The sequence below is a fragment of the Mariniflexile sp. genome, assembly GCF_041583155.1.
Taxonomy (GTDB): domain Bacteria; phylum Bacteroidota; class Bacteroidia; order Flavobacteriales; family Flavobacteriaceae; genus Mariniflexile.
In genome coordinates this window covers 194,611-215,727 of sequence record NZ_JBFHGK010000001.1, presented here as the reverse complement: position 1 = coordinate 215,727, position 21,117 = coordinate 194,611, and the positions used below count along the sequence as shown (strand labels likewise).

Genomic DNA, 21,117 nt, shown 5'->3' with positions numbered 1-21,117 from the left:
GGGGCAAAATTCAAGGTGGTTATAGCGACGGGGCTCACCTCTTACCATTCCGAACAGAGAAGTTAAGCCCGTTAGCGCCGATGGTACTGCATTGTGGGAGAGTAGGTCGTTGCCTTTTTTGGAAGCCCTTCATTGAAAAATGAAGGGCTTTTTTGTGCTTGTATGTTTCCTGGATACAAGTTTTTTTTGTTTTTCGTATAAAGCGCTATGATGATTCTTCTGTTACCATTCTTCATTTTTCTATAACTTTTTTTAAAATATAACTGATTAAGGTTGTATTGGGCATAATTCTTTTTTATTTGTCTCTATTTTTTATGCTTTTAATTGAATTTTTAGTGTAAAAATGTCTATGAATTCCAGTTTTCCTGCTTATTCTATTAGAGAGTCAGTTAGGCTTCTTTATATTTTAATTCAACAAATTCAAATTATTAAATGAAGTATCTTTTTATACTTATCGTATCAATCCCTATTTTGTTAGGTTCCGGAAAATTTCAAAGCACATCACAATCAACGAACGCTACCATTACATATGATGTAGTATTTAGAGAAAGTCTTGCAGGAATTTATAAAAAGTGGTCTATTGACGATAATAGTTTTGGTTTTTCTTATGAATATACTGATAGAGGTCGCGGTCCTAAATACTTCGAAGAATTAACGCTAAACTCCAAAGGTTTTATAAAAAAACAATCCATTACTGGTGTAAATTATCTGAAAGATTCAGTTAATGAGACTTTTGAAAGCATAGACACTAAAGCGTACTGGATTAATCCGGAAGGGAAGAATGAAAGCGATTTTAATGGTGAAGCATTATATATGCGTTATGATGGATCTCCTGGGGCTTATGAAGTGCTTGCCAAACTACTATTAAAGTCAATAGATAAAAAGGTAAGGTTGTTTCCAAAGGGAGAAGTGGAGCTTGTTGATCATGTTTACGTTACTATAAAAGATTCTTTTACGGCAAAGCTTCTTACCATAAAAGGGTTAGACATGGGGCCTTCTTATCTATGGTTAGATAATGATAACCAATTAATAGCTCAAATTTCTGGAAATCTACATATAGTGCGAAAAGATTTAAATTCTTTACGTCTTGAAATGAAAAGAATTCAAGATAGTGTAGAAGATGACTACCTTTTTAATGTGGCAAGAAATTTTACGCATTCATTAGATAAAGTAGTAATTAAGAACGTAAATGTTTTTACAGAAAGGGGAACTTTAATTTTAAATCAAGATGTTTTTGTAGAATCGAATACAATACAGTTAATAGTACCAACTGGAACTAAAGATATTGCTCATGGTGTAAAAGTTATGATTGGTACAGGGAAAACACTTATGCCAGGTATGTTTGATATGCATACTCATAATGATAAATTTCGAGGAGCCATGCACATTGCTGGAGGTGTAACTTCTGTTAGGGATTTGGCCAATAATAAACAGTTAAAGAATTTGAGTAATCAGTTTGACGATAATAAGATTGTTGGCCCCCGCATTGTAACTTTTTGTGGAATTATAGATGGTTCAGGACCCTATGCCAACCAACGAAATGTAGTTGATAACTTGGAAGCTGGTTTAGCGGAAATCCAGGAATATAAGGATCTAGGATATCAACAAATTAAATTATATAGTTCCATTAGGCCAGAGTGGGTGGAACCTTTAACTAAAAAGGCTCATGAGCTGGGTATGAAGGTAAGTGGGCATATTCCTGCGTATATGACGGCATCACAAGCTATTAACAAAGGATATAATGAGATTCAGCACATTAATATGGTATTGCTTAATTTTCTTTCTGATACCATAGATACGCGTACACCCTTGCGGTTTACTATGGTAGCCAAACATAGTGCTGATCTTGATTTAAAATCTAAGGAATATTTGGATTTTATTAGTCTTTTGAAAACGAAGGAAATTCGTGTAGACCCAACGGTTTCTATTTTTGAGAATATGTTCACGGCAAATAGAGGGGAAGCCAGTGCGACTTATAACAAGATTATTGACAGATTACCATTGTTGAACCAACGAACCTATTTAATTGGTGGACTACCTAAACTTAAAGGTCAGGAAAAACGCCATGAAGACTCCTTCAATAAAATGTTGGAAGTTGTTAATGATTTATATAACAAAGGAGTTCAAATTGTGCCAGGAACAGACGGATTGCCAGGATTTTTATATCACCGTGAATTAGAACTATATGTGCAGGCGGGTATTCCTGCATCTGAGGTTTTAAAATTGGCAACAATAAAATCTGCTGAAATAACGGGCGTTTCGGATTTGTACGGATCTATTAAAGTAGGTAAACAAGCCGACCTTATATTAATTGATGGGAATCCGCTAGAAGATATTAGTAACATAAGAAGAGTGGAATGGACTATGAAAGGAGGAAAACTTTTTTATGCCAAGGAATTGTACGCCTCTATGGGAGTGAAACATTTTAAATAAGAATACTAATAACAAATAAAGTTTAAAACAAAGAATTGCAATAATTAAAATGTGTTTAAAATATTAGATATATGGAAAAAAAACGTAGAGATTTCATTAAAAAGCTTCCTTTTGGACTGCTTTTACCAGGGTATGTTTTAAATAGCTTTTCAAGTGAGTTGGTTTCAATGGATGGACTATCTGCTGGAATTTCTTATGATTATAATCAAAAACATATTGATAAATTATATAAAAATGCCATAGTTATTGATGGATTGATTATTCCAAGAGGATGGGATGAAGCTTCATTTAGAGCCTTAAAGGAGTCCGGTTATACGGGAATGAGTATTTCATTAGAATCAGGGAATTTGAATGTTGCTTTAAAATCTTTGGCAGAATGGCAAAAGCGAATTAAGGATAATCCTGATAAATTGATATATGCTACAAGCGCCGCCGATTTTGTACAGGCAAAAAAAGAGAATAAAGCAGCAGTACTTTTGGGGTTTCAAAATGCGACTATGATTGAAAAGTCGATTGACAATATCAATAAGTTATATGATGCCGGTACCAGATGGATACAATTAACTTATAATGAAAGAAATTTGTTGGGAGATGGTAGTACCGAACGTACCAATGCAGGTTTATCCGATTTTGGTGTAGAGGCTGTGGAACGCATGAATGAATTAGGGATTATAGTGGATTTATCTCATTGTGGGCGTCAAACAACAGATGATGGCATAGCATTTAGTAAAACTGGGGCGTGTTTTAACCACAGTATGTGTGAGTCTTTGCATAAGAACCACCCACGCGCTAAAACAGATAAGCAAATAAGAGCCATGGCCGATAAAGGAGGTATTATAGGTATTATTTGCCTTGGTTACATGATTGGGCCAGAACTTGGTACTAAAACGACAATTGAAACTTATGTAGACCATATAGACCATGCCGTTAAAATAGGAGGTATAGACCATGTGGGAGTTGCAGCAGATTTTGCCATTCAAGGACTTGAAGCCACGGGAGCTACTCGCGAAAATTGGTACGTACCACGTTTAACTCGCTTTAAATCGTCTTATGATGTGCAATGGCCACCTTGGATTCCGGAATTGGATAAACCTGATAGGTATTTGCAAGTCGCCAAAATATTAGATAAGCGAGGTTATAAAACTGGAGATATAGAAAAAATACTTGGGCAGAATTGGTTGCGATATTTTGGAGAGGTATTAAAATAGTTTTAACTACCTTATTTTTTAGTACTAATATAATTTAAGAAAACACAGTAAACAAGAATATTAAATTTCTTATTTACTGTGTTTTGTAGTTTTAGTAAGGTTTTTTTATTACGAAAAATAATACATATCAAATTATGGATTACTCATCAAATTCTTAATTTAATTAGATTTTAATTAAGTATTTGTGAATTTTTTAAAGGTTTTTTGTAAAAATGCTTTTTTTTATTAAAATTAATGTAATAGTGTCTATAAAATGTGGTTAGGACGCTTAATATTGTGATAGCAAGCTATAATTATAAACGCTTTAAAATTATAATTCATGCAAAATGAATATAGACAAACTTCCGCAAAAAGAATGGATTTTAATGCAGAAGAAGATTTTAATAGTAAAAGTTCTCAATTGACTACAGGTAATTTAAAAGTAGTTAAAGAGTCTGAGGCAAGTATTTGGGCAGACCTTAAAAAAGGAGATAAGATAGCCTTAGGGAAACTATACAATATCTATATAGATTCCTTATTTGCATTTGGTATTCAAAATTCACAAGACCGAAGTTTTGTGATGGATTGTATTCATGATTTATTTCTAGATTTATATAAATACCGAAAAAATTTATTGATTACAGATAATGCCAAAAATTACCTATTTAAGTCATTATCTCGTAAAATTAATAAAAAGTACTCCCGAAAAACAACTCCAGAATCGGATGAGTTTATTAACTCTAAAAATAAAATCCGTAGAAATCATACAGATTCTTGCGAGAAGGATATGATTGTTAATGAACGTAATTTAGAGAAAAAAGCCGCTTTAGAGAATGCCCTAAGTACCTTAACATCTAAGCAGCGCGAATGCTTGTATTTAAGGTTCGATCAAGAAAAATCATACGAAGAGATTTCTTTTATAATGGATGTGTCTGTTCAATCTGCAAGAACCAATATATATAGAGCTATTAAATCTTTAAGGCACTATAGAATCAACTATTAATTCTAAAAAAAAAACAACAAATAGTGTCTATATATAGTAATCATCTTACTTATTAGTATAGATGGAAAACTATAACAATTGCTTTTTAAAATAGTATTTAGGTTATATAATACCTTGATATATGAAAGAAAAACTACCATATAATGTGAAATTTTTACCAATAACGGAATTGGAAAAAGCGGATTTAAAAAATAAAATTTTTAATTCCATTCACAAATCAGATTCTCGTAAACGAAGTGTGTTTTATGCCATGATGGGCGTAGCGGCATCGTTGGTAATACTAATAGGATTAGGCTTATATTTTAAACCGAAACAAAATGAGTCTATTACCGATTTTGTTAAAACTCTAGAACCTGCCAATAACAATTCAGCAAGCGAAGTAACACTTGTTTTAGGAGCAGGAGAAAATTTAAAAATCGATGATAAAGTGGCTTCTATAAGTTATTCAAATTCGGGTGAAGAAGTAAAAATAGGATCGGCACAAACAGTAAATCAGCAATCAGTAAAAAATAACAAGTTGGTTTATAATACCCTTCTTGTTCCATATGGTAAGAGAACCAAAATTCAACTTTCTGATGGTAGTACTGTTTGGTTAAATTCTGGTTCTAGATTGGTATACCCCATCGTATTTAAAGGGAAAAGAAGAGAAGTGTATCTAGAAGGAGAGGCAATTTTTGATGTTGCCCATAACAAGAAGCAACCTTTTATAGTAATGTCTCAAAACCAGGAGGTTGAAGTGTTAGGAACTGTTTTTGGAGTCACTAATTATTTGGATGAAAATTCAATTAATACTGTGCTTAAAAGTGGTAGTGTGCAAATTAGCTATAAAAACAATTCAGCTTCACATTCAGATAAAATGAAAATAACCCCAGGGACGATAGCGAGCTACAACAAAAAAACAAAAGGTATTATTTCAGAAAAGGTAAATGTTGATAATTATTTTTCATGGAGAGAGGGCGTTCTAATATTTAAAAATAACGATTTGCAGTTTATCATGAAAAGGTTATCACGCTATTATAATATTGATATTGAAATCAGTAATGCGCTTAAGTCAACCACAGAAGAGGTTGAAACATTTTCTGGTTATTTAGATCTAAACGAAGATGTTGATAAGGTGATAGAAAGTATAGAAATGAGTACAAACTTGAATTATACTTTTAAGAACAATAAACTAACAATTAACTAACAAATATTAAAAACAGAAGAAACTTTATGATGTAAAATTAAAAATTATTTTGAATTAATCACAAAAAGCCAGAAGGTGCTCCAACAGCTTCTGGCTATTAAAAGAACATTGTTGAAATTCAACAACATTACTAACAAAAAACAAAAGTATGAAAAAAAATTTAAGTAACGCAATTCTGACGGTTATGAAGGTATTTTTACTATTTATAGCAATTGGACTTACTTCTGCCTACGCCAATACTGCAGTAGGACAAGTTAAAGTAGATATTGATGTAAAGAGTATTTCTATAGAAGAATTATTCAAGGAAATCCAAAAAACGAGTGATTATATCTTTTTTTATAAAGATGATGTGCTAAAAACTAACAAGAAAATTTCTTTGAAGTTTGATAATGCAAAAGTGACAAAAATTCTAGATGAAGCTTTTCAAAATACGAACTTAACTTATAAAATTATTGGAAAGCAAATAGTTGTAAAAAAAAATGAAAATAAAATTTCTGAATCTATTTCAGATGAAGAAATTGTTTCTCAAGAAAAAAATATAAAAGGTGTTGTGGCCGATGCTAATGGACAACCATTACCAGGTGCTAACATCATTATTAAAGGAACCACAAAAGGAGTACAAACAGATTTTGATGGTAAATATTCCATAGAGGCTAAAGCAGGGGATATTTTGGTAGCATCTTATGTAGGTTTTATAACTAAAAGTGCAACAGTAGGAAGTAGTTTGGTTATAAATTTCGTTTTAAACGAAGACGCCGCTTCTCTGGATGAAGTATTAATTGTTGGTTATGGTTCTCAAACCAAAGAATCGTTAACTGGTGCTGTTTCGGTAATAAAAGCAGATGAATTACAGCAAGCTCCAACATCATCTTTTGAACAGTCACTACGAGGAAGTGTTGCAGGTATTCAAGCTTCGGCGATTGATGGCGCTCCTGGTGCAAATACTGAAATTAGAATTAGAGGTATTGGTTCTATAAACGCATCTAGTGAGCCATTATATGTTATTGATGGTATTCCAATTTCTGCAGGTAGTCAATCTACAAATGATAATGATGGTGCTAGTTCAAACGTAATGGCATCCATAAATCCAAACGATATTGAAAGTATTAGTGTCTTGAAAGATGCTGCTTCTACAGCTATTTATGGATCTAGAGGTGCAAATGGTGTTATTTTAATCACTACTAAACAAGGTAAATCAGGTAAGGCAACTATTGAATTAAAAACCCTAACTGGTTTTAATTCACAAGCGTCAAAAAATATATTAAAGCCTTTAAATGCAGAACAGTATAAAGAATTATATATAGAAGGTTATGTAAACAAAGGGCTTACCGCTGAAGCGGCACAAGCACAATTGGATAATTTGTACACACAACAAATAGATCCTTCTACCGGTGAAGCAACAGATACAAATTGGTTAGATGCCATAACGCGTACAGGTGTTACACAAAGTTACGATTTAAGCGTTAGAGGAGCTACAGATAAAGTTAAGTACTTCATGTCTGGAGGTTACATGGACCAAGAGAGTTATATTATAGGGTATGGTTTTTCAAGGTTTAGTGGACGATCGAACATAGAATATAAAGTTAATGATTATTTAACCTTGTCTAATAATATATCAGTTTCAGATATTACCTCCAGTACAGCGCCTGATGGTGGTTCTTGGAACAACCCTTTTAAAAGTACGCTAGAGTTATCTCCACTAATTCCTATATATGATGAAGAAGGACAATTCAATTCAGAACACGTATCTTATTTTCCTATAGGAAGTAACCCTGTGGGTAGTTTAAGTGGTGATGATTTATGGGAAACCAATACATCCCGAATCATTGATAACTTTGCGGTATCCATCAATCCAATAAAGAATTTGGTATTCAGATCTCAATGGAATTTTGATGTTCTTAGCATTAACGAATCTACATATTATAACCGTCGTTATGGATCGGGTTATGAAACTAATGGTTATGCTTATGAAGCCAATACTACAAATAAGACTTGGGTAGGAACTCAAACTTTAGATTATACTTTTGATTTTCAAAGTAATCATAATTTAAACTTACTAGGAGGTTATGAGGCACAACAAACTATTCGTGAATCATTTTCAGCCTCGGGTACAGATTTTCCAAATGATGTAGTTAAAACATTAAGTACAGCTGCTGCCGAGTATTCAATTGCTGGTTCAAAAAGTGAATACACTTTTAGTTCTATGTTCTTAAGAGCTAATTACAATTTTAACAGCAAATATTACCTTTCTGGAAGTATTAGAAATGATGGGTCTTCAAGATTTGGTGCCGATAATAAATACGGAACGTTTTATTCTGTAGGTGCAAGCTGGAACATAAACAAAGAGGCTTTTATGGCCAATCTTTCGTTCATCAATATGCTAAAATTAAGAACCTCATATGGTCTTACAGGAAATGCAGCTATTGGTAACTTTGCTTCATTAGGCTTGTATGGTTATGGTAATGATTATAACGGATCACCTGGTGGAACCCCAAGCCAACTTGCAAACCCAGATCTTACCTGGGAAACACAAGAAAACTTTAATATTGGTTTAGATTTTGGTCTTTTCAAAAGAATTAATGGTACTGTTGAGTATTTCGACAGACTTTCTTCTGATCTTATTCTGGATGTTCCAATCTCTCCAACAACAGGATTTACTTCGCTTACACAAAATTTTGGTTCTATGTCTAATAAAGGTTTAGAACTTACTTTGAACGCTGATATCATTGATAAAAATGATTTTAGATGGAGTCTTGGTTTCAACACTACATTTATTAAAAATAAAATTACTGAGCTAGATGAAGATTATACAGATGGCGCTTATAGAAGACAAGTAGGTGAAGATTTTCAATCTTTCTACATGTACGGTTGGGCTGGTATAGACCAAACTACTGGTAGTGTTCAGTATTATACAGACGAAACAGAAACTACAATTACAAATAATATCGGCCAAGCTTCACGATACTTAGTAGGCAAGTCGGCTACTCCAGATTTTTACGGTGGTTTTAATACGTCGTTTTCATACAAGGGCTTTAGCTTAAATGCAAACTTCATGTATTCTTATGGAAACTATTTGCATGATAGTAGAGCAGTAGGATCTTTAGGAGATGGTAGATTAACACCTAGAAGTACTGCAACATATTTGTTTGAAAACAGATGGGTTGAAGGAAAAACAGATGCATTATTTCCTAAATTTCAATGGGGAGGACATTCTGGTAGTAACCAAGCGAATATTACAAGATGGTTATATGATGGTAGTTATATTCGTTTAAAAGATTTAACAATTGCATACAGTGTTCCAGAAAAGTACACATCCTTATTACACCTTAATTCAGCAAGGATTTACGCAAGAGGTACAAATATCTTAACATTTACAAAAGACAAAGATTTGTATATAGATCCAGAACAAGCTATTAATGGAAGCTATAGCGCATTAACTCCCGCAATGAAAACCATTTCAGTAGGATTAGATATTCAATTGTAAATTAAAAAAAGACTTATGAAAAATTATAATAAAATAATATTATTGATAATGATAGGATTTATGCTATCATGTTCAGAATCATTTTTAGAGCTTTCTCCTCAAGATTCAGTGTCCGATGAAGAAGCAATAACAAATTTAGAAGATCTAGAAACTTCTGTAACAGGAGTATATGATGAAATATCGGGAGCATATTATTATGGTAGATATATGTTTATGATTCCCGACGTTATGGCTGATGATGTTAAACAAAATTTATCAGCAAATAGAATTGTTGATTATGCAGAACACGTACAAAATGTATCAGATTCTCAGGCTAATGCTCTTTGGACTGGAATGTACTTTGCTAACAATGCATTAAATAATATCATTAATTCCGATGTGGAAGTAACAGCATCCACTCAAGATGAAAAAGATCATTTAATCGGTGAGGCTTATGCCTTAAGAGGATTGGTATATTTTGATTTAGTGAAACTTTTTGCTCAACATTATACCTTTACAGCAGATGCAAGTCATGCAGGCGTGCCAATTATTCTTGAATTTGATCCAACCTTAGAACCAGAAAGAAATACCGTTAAAGAAGTTTACGACCAAATTATTTCTGATATGACCAAGGCAATTTCTTTAATGAAAACAACTTCTAGAAGTGCAAATTCAAATACCTTATCTTCTGTAGCAGTTAAAGCATTATTGTCTAGAGTTTATTTATACAAGGAAGATTGGGTAAACGCAGAAGCAATGGCTACTGATGTTATTGAATCTGGCTATACTTTAGAAACAAATGCCAATTATTTAAATTTATGGGCGGCAGATAATTCAACCGAATCCATATTTGAAATTGCTATGACAGAAACGGACAACGTGGGTTCAAATAGTATTTCAGGTTTATACCTTTCTCCAGCTGCAGGTGGGTATGGTGATTATTTACCTTCTAATGATGTAGTTTCATTGTATGAAGCTGGCGATGCTAGATTAGGTGTTTTTATTGACGATCCGCTTTTAGCAGGCGACTATGCGCCATACCGAGTTAATAAATACCCTGAAGTTTTAGGTTATGATAATGTAAAGGTTATTCGATTAGCCGAGATGTATTTAATTAGAGCAGAAGCAAGAGCTGAAATTGGGACAAATATCTTAGGTGCTCAGCAGGATTTAGATGTAGTTCGCCAAAGAGCCTTACCAACAGCGCCAACTACAATTGCAATTGGAGATGCACTTAAGGATGCCATATTTTTAGAAAGACGTTTGGAATTATGTTTTGAAGGTCAAAGACTTTGGGACTTAATGAGAAAAAAGAAAAATATCGTAAGAACTCAATGTACATCTAGCATTTGCGAAATACCATATGGTGATGATACTAACATCTTACCAATACCTCAAAATGAAACTGATGTTAACCCAAATATTGCCCAAAACCCGGGTTATAATAAATAATATCAAAATGTAATTCTTATTGGCACTAACTGTAACCGAGTTTCGTATTCAGTTAGTGTCAATTTTTATTTAAAATATTAATATTTAGTGTACCACACTAAGTATGATACCGACTTCAAACTCTTAAACCATGAAATACACTTTTTCCTTTATTTTATTTTGCTTCTTACTATCCGTAAATGGGCAAACTTTAGAATTTTTTCACAACGACAGATTAATACTTGGTACTTCCAAGGAGCGTACAGCATCTATTAGTTTGGGCGATATTGATAATGACGGTGATATAGATGCCTTGGTTGCTAATGGCAGACATTGGCCGGGTCAAAACCGAATTTTTTTAAATAATGGTAAGGGAATATATACCGTATCTCGGCTTTTAGGAGATGAGGAAGAAACAAGTTACTCCACAGAGCTTGCCGATTTTGATGGTGATGGCGATTTAGATGTGGCAGTGGGGAATGATATGGCTCCTAACTACATTTTTATTAATGATGGTAAGGGTAATTTTACTAAAGGATCTAGTTTCGGCGTTGCTTATGCACCAACACGAAATATTGTAGTTGCAGATATCGATCAGGATGGTGACATCGATATACTGATTACAAACCGAGGAAGAGAAAATGAAATTTGCTTAAATGATGGGAAAGGCAATTTCTCAAAATCTATTGGATTTGGTTCTAAAGACGATTCTACTATTGATGTTGAAGTCATGGATATGAATGGTGATGGTCACCTCGATTTAATATTGGCGAATAGAGATGATCAACCAAATTATATCTATTTAAATGACGGTAATTTAAAATTCAATAAAAAGATCCCATTTGGAACAGGAAAAGATATCACAAGATCTATCGCAATAGCAGATATTGATAAAGATGGTTTTCTTGATATTATTACTGCCAACATTGGCGAGCCAAACGTAATATACTTTGGTAGTAAAAACCAAACTTACGAGCGAAAAATTGTATTTGATGCGAGTTTAGATGAATCTTATTGCATTGCAATTGGTGATTTAGATTTAGATGGTGATATTGATATTGTTATTGGTAATGTTAAAGCTCCAAATAATGTTTTTGTAAATAGCAACAAGGGCGCTACTTGGGAAAAAATACAGCTCAATAATGAGAATTTCAACACCTATGATATTGCTGTTTTCGATTTAAATGGTGATAATAAATTAGATATCATTGAAAGCAATTCGGACGAATTGAATAACTATTATTTTAATCGCTTTAAACCGTATTTCCCTTAATTTTTTAAAATTATAATTAAATGAAAAGCTTATTAAATTCAAAATTCCTTAATATAAAATTTGGATACACACTAAAAATAGTATCGGTTTTATTATTAACAGGATGTGCTTCAAAACCATCCCAATGGGAAAACATTACAGAAGAAGGTGTGTTTCTAGTACACAGACGTCAATCGCTAATCGGTGAAGAAACCTATAGCATTACTTCAAACAAAGATTCCATTGTTGTGAAGTCCTTACAAGGTGAAAACGAAAGAGGTAGGATAACAGGTGAAGAAACCGAGTTGCATTTAAAAATGGATTTAACACCAACTTATTACGAAAATAGACGTGTTACAGCCAAGGATACAATCAACAATTTAAAAGTGAAAGTAACTCCAAGTAAGGTTTTAGTTTGGGAATCGGATACAGAAGTTGTTACGAGTGATAAAACTAGTTTTTTTCCCCTACATAGTGGTGTCTCAACTGCAGCAGAAATGATGTTGTACTACTATTATTTTGAAAATGGAAAACCCAAAAGTATTCCAACCTTACCACGTGGTGAAGTTTCAATTACTTTCAGACAAAAAGATACTGTTGAAGTAAATGGGAATAAAATACCTTTAGATCGCTACATTGTTACAGGAATCAATTGGGGAACTCGAACAATTTGGGTAGATGAATCTAATAAACTAGTCGCTGTTGTGCAGGCTAATACTCAAATTAGGGAAATGATTAGAAAAGAGTACGGTAGCGCCTTAAAATTCTTTGTTAACGGGAACGTTGAAGAGCAAATGGCTGTGCTTTCTGGTTACACTAACAAACTTAAAAATTCAAGTGAAATTACAGCACTTGTTGGAGGTGATGTTGTTGATGGTTTAAGTGATAATACAAAAAAGGATATGACCATTATAGTTGAAAATGGTCTTATTAAAACCATTGGAAGCAGAGCCGAAGTTGTAATCCCTAAAAATGCTAAAATCATTGATGTTTCAGGAAAAACTTTAATACCGGGTTTGTGGGATATGCATGCACATTCTAACCAAGTACAATGGGCTCCAACGTACCTAGCTGGAGGTGTTACAACTATTCGCGATAATGGCAACGAGGTAGAGTTTGCTACTGCATTTAGAGACGCTATTGCATTAAATGGTGCATTAGGTCCAGATATTCTGTTAGCGGGTATGACGGATGGTGAAGGTATTCGTGGTAATGGTATTATTAGAGCAAGAACCCCAGAAGAAGCAAAAGAAGTAGTAGCTATGTACCATAAAAATGGTTATAAACAGATTAAGATTTACTCTTCAGTTGAACCTGAAATTGTAAAAATTCTTTCTGATGAAGCTCATAAAATAGGAATGACTGTAGCAGGACATGTTCCAAATCCAGTTGGTAATGCCAAACCAGCTATTGAATTAGGTATGGATTTATTAAGCCATAGCAATAGAATACTTACAGTACTTTTTCCAGAGAAGGATGCATCCGAGCTTAATGGAAATTACCTTACAGAAAATGGTGTGAGTGAAGAACGCATACAAAGAGCAATTGCTTTTTTATTAGAACATAAAACGGTGTTAGACCCAACAATTGGCTTGTATGTGAAAAGAGGTTTACTAAAAGGCGTTCCAGTTGAAACTATTATGCCACGTATCGGTGATATGCCTTATGAGTTATGGGAAGGAAAACGATTTCAGAAAGGAATGAATCCAAAAGCATCTAAAGCACATAATGAAGAGGTTGCGTTATCGATGGAAATATTGGGTCGCTTTTATAATGCAGGCATACCAGTAGTAGCTGGTACTGATAATTCTGCGCCAGGTTTTGGGCTGTATCTAGAAATGGAAACATATTGTAAATTAGGTAAGTTAACACCGTTTCAATCTCTTCAAACAGCTACCATTGTTCCTGCCAAAGCCATGGGGTTAGATTCTAAAACAGGGTCGTTAGAGGTTGGTAAAGAAGCTGATATTGCCATTTTAGATAAAAATCCATTAGAAAATATTGAGAATATAAGAACGGTAACTTCGGTAATGACCAATGGCAATTACTATGAAAGCAATCCGCTTTGGAAAGCAGCTGATTTTAATGTTAAAGAATAATAAATAGGTTATACAAAACTAAAAATTTTAAAACTATGATGAAAAAATGTTTAATACTAATAACATTTAGTATCGTTTTCGTAATATCAGGATGTGCTAATAAAGAAAAGCCTGAAGCAGATTATAACCCAGAAGGCAGACTAAAAGAACTGAACATCACCCTTCCTTCTCCACCAGAACCAATAGCTAATTATGTAAATGCAGTTAGAACTGGAAATCTTATTTTTTTAGCAGGAAAAGGCCCTAAGTATCCCGATGGGTCCGAGATGTCTGGAAAATTAGGACAAGAAATTACTATAGAACAAGGTTATGAAGGAGCCAGGCAAACGGCTATCAATCAATTAGCTGTTTTAAAAACAATGCTTGGTGATTTAAATAAAGTTAAGCGCATTGTAAAGGTTTTGGGCTTGGTGAACTCGGACCCGTCGTTTGTTGAACAACCTAAAGTGATTAATGGGTTTTCAGATTTAATGGTAGATGTTTTTGGAGAGAAAGGAAAACATGCCCGTGCAGCAATTGGTGTGGCATCATTACCAAGAGCGCAGACTGTTGAAATAGAATTGATCGTTGAAGTCTACGAATAAAAAAGTTGATGAGGTTCAGAATAAAAATGTCTTGTAACCAATAATCATTCACTATTAAATTACGTATTTAAAAACTAATTATTAAATGTTATTATTTAAAAAAAATAGGTTGTTGCCCATTACTTGCATCGCCTTGGTGTTTTGTGTCAATTTTTTAAGCGCACAAAACAATCCGCTTAAATTAAAATATTTGGGCGCTGCTGGTTGGGAAATGACAGATGGCAATGTAACTATACTGGTTGATCCTTATATTTCAAGATACAAATTAGGGAATGGTCCAGGAACAAGTAAAGAAGATACCAGAAGGAGTTATGAAGATGACGATTTTTATGAGTCGGATACAGTAGCTATTAATAAAATAATTACTAAAGCTGATTATATATTGGTACATCATTCTCATTTGGATCATTTGGCAGATGTGCCATATATCGCAAAAAAAACAGGGGCAAAAGTAATTGCTACGGAAACCAGTTGTAACATATTACGTTCCTATGGAATTCCAGAAAAGCAACTTTACACCGTAAAAGGTGGTGAAGATTATCAGTTTGAAAAATTTTCAGTTAGGATAGTGCCTTCCATCCATTCGGCTTTAGGAGGTAAACATTATTTTGAATCGGAAACTCATAATGAAATACTCCCATTGCCACTTAAACTTAAAGATTTTGTAGAAGGTGGTTCGTTAATGTTTTTAGTGCGTTTTAATTCGCATAAAGTATTAACGGCAGGGTCTATGAATTATCTAGAAAAGGAAGTAGAGGGGTTAAGACCAGATATTATTATTCCAGGTGTTAATTTATCAAGACTTGAAATTTATAACTATACGGAGCGATTACTTAAAGCAACCGGGTTTCCAAAAATAGTGATTCCAACGCATTGGGATAACTTCCGTATGCCCTATGGCTTTTCACAGGAAGATGCTATTGAGAAAAAGGTTAAGCCTTTTATTGAAGAGGTTAAAGCGGCATCTCCAAATTCTAAAGTCATCGTTCCTGTACACTTGGAGACTATAACTATAAAATAATTTACTGGTTTTTTAAATTTTTAATGTTTCACTACTAATTAACTATATTATGCGAACTATTAATTGTTTGTTTTTTTTAATAATCTTTATAAATTTTAATCTGAATGCCCAAGCAAATCCACTTTGGAAAGAGCAAAAGGTGAAAAATTATTTACCACACATGACAGTTCCAGAGGTTAAGGCGCTTTTAACCAAATCGGATATGGTAATCATTCCGGTTGGCGCTTTAGAGCAGCATGGCGATCATTTGCCCATAGGCACCGATTTTATTAGTGGTGTAGAGCGGTGTAAGCTCATTGCCCAAGAACGCGATATTTTGGTGTGTCCTGTATTAATGGCTGGCCAATCTCCGTATCATCTGGGCTTTGAAGGGAGTATTACACTAAGTGCAGAAACCATAGTTAAAGTACATTTAGAAACAGTAGAGAGTCTTATAAAACACGGTTTCAAACGATTTATATTCATGAATTCTCATGGTGGAAATAGAGCAATTACAACGTATTTGGTTGATCAAATAAACCAAACAACTAGTGCTGTTGCTGTTGATCTTGCTGATGCGATGAAGCCCTTTTTGGAATCTGTACCTAAAGAAAAACAAACTGTTTTAGATAGGCATGCCGGAACATCTGAAACTTCAAATTCGTTATACCTGATGCCTAATTTAGTGCAGTTAGATAAAGCCTTTGCTTCAAAATTAACATTGCCGGAACACTTAAGAAATATGGTGCCATTGGTAGTAAAAAATGATCCTACGGCAACAATGCTTTTTCTTGCAGAAGGTTTAAAAGCAGAAGAAACTGGTAAAAAAACATCCTCAGCTGAAATGTCTGTAACAGGTGTTTGGGGAGAGCGCGACCCAAGAGAATCAACTGCAAAAAGAGGTGAAGATGATACCAGATCTTTAGTGAATGCCACAGTTAAATTTATAGATAAATGGAATGAACTCATTAAAATTTAAAAGTTCTGATTACATTTAATCATTCATAAGTATTCTATTTTACCAACTATGCTAATTTCTAAAAAACGAATAGGATTAATTTTAGGTCCTTTATCTTTTGTATATATCTTATTTTTTTTTCATCCGGAGGGCTTAAATGCAGCTGCTAATGCGATTCTTGCCTCAACGGTTTGGATAGCTATTTGGTGGATTACAGAAGCCCTACATATTGCGGTTACGGCATTATTACCTATCGTGCTTTTTCCTTTGTCAGGTGGATTAGGTCTCGATGCAACAACGGCAACTTACGGACATAAATATATATTCCTTTTTATTGGAGGGTTTATGATTGCCATCGCTATTGAAAAATGGAATCTTCACCGTAGAATTGCCTTGTCTATTATAAATGTAGTAGGAACTAATGTTGTAAACATTATTCTTGGTTTTATGATTGCAACAGCGTTTCTGTCTATGTGGATATCTAATACGGCTACGGCAGTTATGATTTTACCTATAGGTATGGCCATCGTTAAGCAATTAATGGATAATCCTAAAACGGTTGAAGATGAAAATTTAATTTTTGGTAAGGCATTAATGTTAGCCATTGCTTACAGTTGTTCTATTGGAGGTATGGCTACTTTAATAGGGACACCTCCAAACTTAGTGCTGGCAGGTGTGGTTCAAAAATCCATGGGTGTTGAGATAACCTTTGCCCAATGGTTTATGTTTGCTTTTCCGTTTACAGTTATTTTACTAATTATTTCATGGTTGTATTTAACAAGGATTGCCTTTAAATTCAAACAGAAGGAATTTCCTGGAGGAAGTGAAGAAATAAAAAAACAATTGAAAGCCTTGGGCAAAATGTCTAAGGAAGAAAAGGTTGTTTTAGTAGTTTTTATATGTACAGCACTTGCTTGGACTACGCGTTCTTTTTTAATAAAACAATTTATTCCGGCTATAGATGACACCATTATTGCCGTTTTCTTTTCTTTAATTTTGTTTATACTCCCATCAACAAAAAAGCATGAGAACATACTGCTTTGGCAAGATGCAATAAAACTTCCTTGGGGAATCTTGCTTTTGTACGGGGGGGGTATGGCTTTAGCGTTAGGTTTTGAGACTAGCGGATTGGCATTATGGATTGGTCAGCATTTAGTGATACTAGAAACAGTTCCATTCATTTTATTATTATTGGTTTTGATAGCTGTAGTAAATTTTTTAACAGAGATAACATCAAATCTAGCCACCACTGCCATGCTTTTGCCTGTATTGGTTTCATTAGCCCCAAGTATCGGATTGCATCCGTATTATTTAATGATTAGTGCTACTGTGGCGGCTTCGTGTGCCTTCATGCTGCCCGTAGCAACACCTCCAAACGCTGTTGTTTTTGGCTCAGGATATTTAGATATCGAGGATATGGTTAAAAAAGGCGTTTGGATGAATTTGATTTCAATTATCTTATTGACCATTTTAGTCTGTGTTCTACTGCCGGTAGTATGGGATTTAAGCTAAAATTTAAACAGATGTTATTGAAATATGAAATTAGTATTTATTCAAACAGGAGGAACCATTGATAAAGATTACCCCAATAAGACGAAAGGTTGGGCGTTTGAATTTGGTGAACCTGCAACAAATCGAATTCTCGAGAATTTAAACCCATCCTTTGAATTTGAGGTCATAACAGCGTGCCAAAAAGATAGTCTTGAAATTACGGATAAAGACAGGCAACATTTGGTTGAGTTAATTAATTCTCAAAACACAAACAAATTCATCATTACTCATGGCACAGATACGATGATAGAAACAGCAATTTATCTAGGTAGTTGTATGAAAGATAAATTGATTATAATAACTGGGGCAATGCGACCTGAACGGTTTAGTAATTCGGATGCTGCAATAAATTTGGGCTGTTCCATAGCTGCCGCCAACCTTTTAGAAAAAGGCGTTTTTGTAACAATGAATGGTATTGTTAAAGAACATACAGCTATTGGAAGAAATATAGAAACTGGAAAATTTTATTGAAAATGAAGGTAATTACTACCCCAAATATGCCAAAGAGTAACGGGCACTATTCGCAGTGTATTGCACATAATGGTGTGTTGTATTTATCAGGACAACTTCCTATAAACCCCTTAACTAAATTAATTCCGGAAAGTATAGAAGACCAGGCAGATCAAGCTTTACAGAATGTAGAGTTAATTTTAATCGAAGCAGGTAGCTCTAAAGAATTGGTGCTGCAAATGCGAATTTATATATCGGATATTGCATTATGGGATAAGGTAAATGAGCGTTATAGCTTGTTTTTTAAAGCCCATAAACCCGTAAGAAGTATTATTCCAACCCGAGATTTACATTTTGGTTGCCTTATAGAAATTGAAGCGACAGCCATTCTTAATAATTGAATTATGCAACAACAGAACCTTATCGATTGTTATAAGCGTATCAAGCCTTATATCCACAATACACCCGTGTTAACTTCTCAATTGATTAATGAAATAAGTGGCGCTTCGTTGTTTTTCAAATGTGAAAATTTTCAAAAAATGGGAGCATTCAAAATGAGAGGCGCAACAAATGCTATTTTACAACTTTCAGAAGAACAAATGCAAAGGGGTGTGGTTACACATTCCTCTGGAAATTTTGCACAAGCATTAGCACTTGCAGCTAAAAGTGTTGGAGTTGCTGCTTATATTGTAATGCCATTTAATGCGCCCCAGGTAAAAAAGGATGCGGTTTTAGGTTACGGAGGTGTTATTATTGAGTGTGAACCAACACTCCTAGCGCGTGAAACAACAGCAAAGAAGGTTGAATATGAAATGGGTGCTACTTTTATACACCCTTCCAATGATAACGATGTTATTTTAGGTCAAGGTACTGCCTGTTTGGAGCTGCTTGAAAATTATCCGGATTTAGATGCTGTTTTTGCTCCAGTAGGTGGAGGTGGTCTTATAGCAGGTACAGCCTTAGCGGCCCATTATTTTGGAAAAAACTGCAAAGTAATAGGAGGGGAGCCCTTTGAGGCTGATGATGCATATCGCTCAATGCAAAGCGGAAAGATTGAAAGCAACAACACAACAAACACAATTGCTGATGGTTTAAAAACACAGTTAGGAGATAAAAACTTTCCTATAATTCAACAACACGTTAGTTATATTACGCGCGTATCCGAAACAGAAATAATGGAGGCTATGCAATTAATTTGGGAACGCATGAAGATAATAGCAGAACCATCAAGTGCCGTAGCATTGGCAGCAATGTTAAAGGAAAAAGAGATGTTTAAAAACAAGAAATTAGGTATTATTGTATCGGGAGGAAATGTGGATTTAAGTAATTTACCATTCGTTCGCTAAAAATCTCCCTTTATAAAAAGACTTTTGCAACATTCGGATTAATGAAAAACTATTTAAAATATATCATTTTACTATTAGCTTATGCTTGTGGAAATAAACAGGCTTCTAAAACAGAAGAAAGCAACTCAGATGATGTTAGAACCGAAACGGCTTCATTAGTTATTTTAGGAACTATTCAAGATGGTGGGTCGCCCCATATTGGATGTGAAAGGGATTGTTGCAGTTCCTTATTCGATAAGCCTGATAACAACAGGCAGGTTGTTTCATTAGGACTTTTTGACGCGGATACCAAAAAAAAATATTTGTTTGATGCTTCCCCAGATATGCCACGTCAATTAAAAGCTTTAAAAAACTATGTTCATAAAAGTAAAGAAGAAATACCAGAAGGCATTTTTTTAACCCATGCTCATATCGGGCATTATGCAGGGTTGATGTATTTAGGTAAAGAAGCCATGGGCGCAAAACTAGCTACGGTTTATGCTATGCCAAAGATGAAAACGTTTTTGGAAACAAATGGACCTTGGAGTCAGCTTGTATCAAGTGGAAATATAAATTTAAAACAGATTGAAAATAATCAATCAATTTCCCTATCAAATAAAATTAAGGTTACACCTATATTGGTGCCTCACAGAGATGAATTTTCTGAAACGGTTGGTTACTTAATTAAAGGCCCTAAAAAAAGCGCATTGTTTATTCCAGATATAGATAAATGGGAAAAATGGGATAGAAATATTATTGAAGAAATAAAGAAGGTTGATTATGCTTTTTTAGATGCTACTTTTTTTAGTGGAAAGGAATTAAACAATCGCGATATGTCTCAAATCCCTCACCCATTCATTGTGGAGTCTATCAAAAAATTTGAAAATTTAACAGCTTCTGAAAGGCAAAAAATAATTTTCATTCATTTTAATCATACCAATCCAGTTATTAATTTAGAAAGTGTAGAAACCATGGAAGTCTTAAAAAAAGGATTTCGAATTGGTAGAATTAACGATAGTTTTGAATTGTAATTTTTGTACTAATAATAAAATGTATTTTTTCAATTTTAATAAGCCATACTTTAGCTGATTGAAATTTTTTAATACTCAATTCACTTGTTTTAAATTGAAATATCTTCTTGTTTCATTAAACACCACAAATTATTAATTTGGTATAAAACAACCTAATATTTTAA

General features: G+C 33.9%; 16 protein-coding genes and 1 rRNA gene. All 17 read left to right on the top strand.

Going from position 1 to position 21,117, the window contains the following annotated elements:
- The first annotated feature begins 11 nt into the window (after positions 1-11).
- Positions 12-118, top strand: a 5S ribosomal RNA gene (gene rrf / locus ABYI63_RS00875).
- 314 nt (positions 119-432) lie between these two features.
- Positions 433-2,433, top strand: a complete 2,001-nt coding sequence (locus ABYI63_RS00870; protein ID WP_372752432.1) for an amidohydrolase family protein — start codon at positions 433-435, stop codon at positions 2,431-2,433.
- Positions 2,434-2,504: 71 nt separating this feature from the next.
- Complete coding sequence (locus tag ABYI63_RS00865) at positions 2,505-3,641, top strand: dipeptidase (protein ID WP_372752430.1); 1,137 nt, start codon at positions 2,505-2,507, stop codon at positions 3,639-3,641.
- Between the two features lie 319 nt (positions 3,642-3,960).
- The gene (locus tag ABYI63_RS00860) at positions 3,961-4,623 is read left to right on the top strand and encodes an RNA polymerase sigma factor (protein WP_372752428.1); all 663 of its coding nucleotides are present in this window, start codon (positions 3,961-3,963) and stop codon (positions 4,621-4,623) included.
- A gap of 121 nt (positions 4,624-4,744) precedes the next feature.
- Positions 4,745-5,809, top strand: coding sequence for a FecR family protein (locus ABYI63_RS00855; protein WP_372752426.1), 1,065 nt, complete (start codon positions 4,745-4,747; stop codon positions 5,807-5,809).
- A 148-nt stretch (positions 5,810-5,957) separates the two neighbouring features.
- Entirely contained in the window at positions 5,958-9,293 is a 3,336-nt protein-coding gene (locus ABYI63_RS00850; RefSeq protein WP_372752424.1) for a TonB-dependent receptor, read from the top strand.
- A 15-nt stretch (positions 9,294-9,308) separates the two neighbouring features.
- Positions 9,309-10,724 (top strand): RagB/SusD family nutrient uptake outer membrane protein, encoded by a 1,416-nt coding sequence (locus tag ABYI63_RS00845; protein WP_372752422.1) that lies wholly within the window; start codon positions 9,309-9,311, stop codon positions 10,722-10,724.
- Positions 10,725-10,854: 130 nt separating this feature from the next.
- A complete protein-coding gene (locus ABYI63_RS00840) occupies positions 10,855-11,976 on the top strand; it encodes an FG-GAP repeat domain-containing protein (protein WP_372752420.1) in 1,122 nt (373 codons plus the stop codon).
- Positions 11,977-11,996: 20 nt separating this feature from the next.
- Positions 11,997-14,054, top strand: coding sequence for an amidohydrolase family protein (locus tag ABYI63_RS00835; protein ID WP_372752418.1), 2,058 nt, complete (start codon positions 11,997-11,999; stop codon positions 14,052-14,054).
- Positions 14,055-14,089: 35 nt separating this feature from the next.
- The gene (locus ABYI63_RS00830) at positions 14,090-14,638 is read left to right on the top strand and encodes a RidA family protein (RefSeq protein WP_372752416.1); all 549 of its coding nucleotides are present in this window, start codon (positions 14,090-14,092) and stop codon (positions 14,636-14,638) included.
- Between the two features lie 85 nt (positions 14,639-14,723).
- Positions 14,724-15,659, top strand: a complete 936-nt coding sequence (locus ABYI63_RS00825) for an MBL fold metallo-hydrolase (protein WP_372752414.1) — start codon at positions 14,724-14,726, stop codon at positions 15,657-15,659.
- A 49-nt stretch (positions 15,660-15,708) separates the two neighbouring features.
- Entirely contained in the window at positions 15,709-16,617 is a 909-nt protein-coding gene (locus ABYI63_RS00820; RefSeq protein WP_372752412.1) for a creatininase family protein, read from the top strand.
- A gap of 48 nt (positions 16,618-16,665) precedes the next feature.
- Positions 16,666-18,108, top strand: coding sequence for a DASS family sodium-coupled anion symporter (locus ABYI63_RS00815; RefSeq protein WP_372752410.1), 1,443 nt, complete (start codon positions 16,666-16,668; stop codon positions 18,106-18,108).
- A gap of 24 nt (positions 18,109-18,132) precedes the next feature.
- Positions 18,133-18,618: an asparaginase domain-containing protein gene (locus ABYI63_RS00810; protein ID WP_372752408.1), complete on the top strand. Its 486-nt coding sequence runs from the start codon at positions 18,133-18,135 to the stop codon at positions 18,616-18,618.
- Positions 18,619-18,620: 2 nt separating this feature from the next.
- Entirely contained in the window at positions 18,621-18,998 is a 378-nt protein-coding gene (locus ABYI63_RS00805) for a RidA family protein (RefSeq protein WP_372752406.1), read from the top strand.
- Positions 18,999-19,001: 3 nt separating this feature from the next.
- Positions 19,002-19,943, top strand: coding sequence for a pyridoxal-phosphate dependent enzyme (locus ABYI63_RS00800; RefSeq protein ID WP_372752404.1), 942 nt, complete (start codon positions 19,002-19,004; stop codon positions 19,941-19,943).
- Between the two features lie 41 nt (positions 19,944-19,984).
- A complete protein-coding gene (locus ABYI63_RS00795) occupies positions 19,985-20,953 on the top strand; it encodes an MBL fold metallo-hydrolase (protein ID WP_372752402.1) in 969 nt (322 codons plus the stop codon).
- The last annotated feature ends 164 nt before the right edge of the window (positions 20,954-21,117 follow it).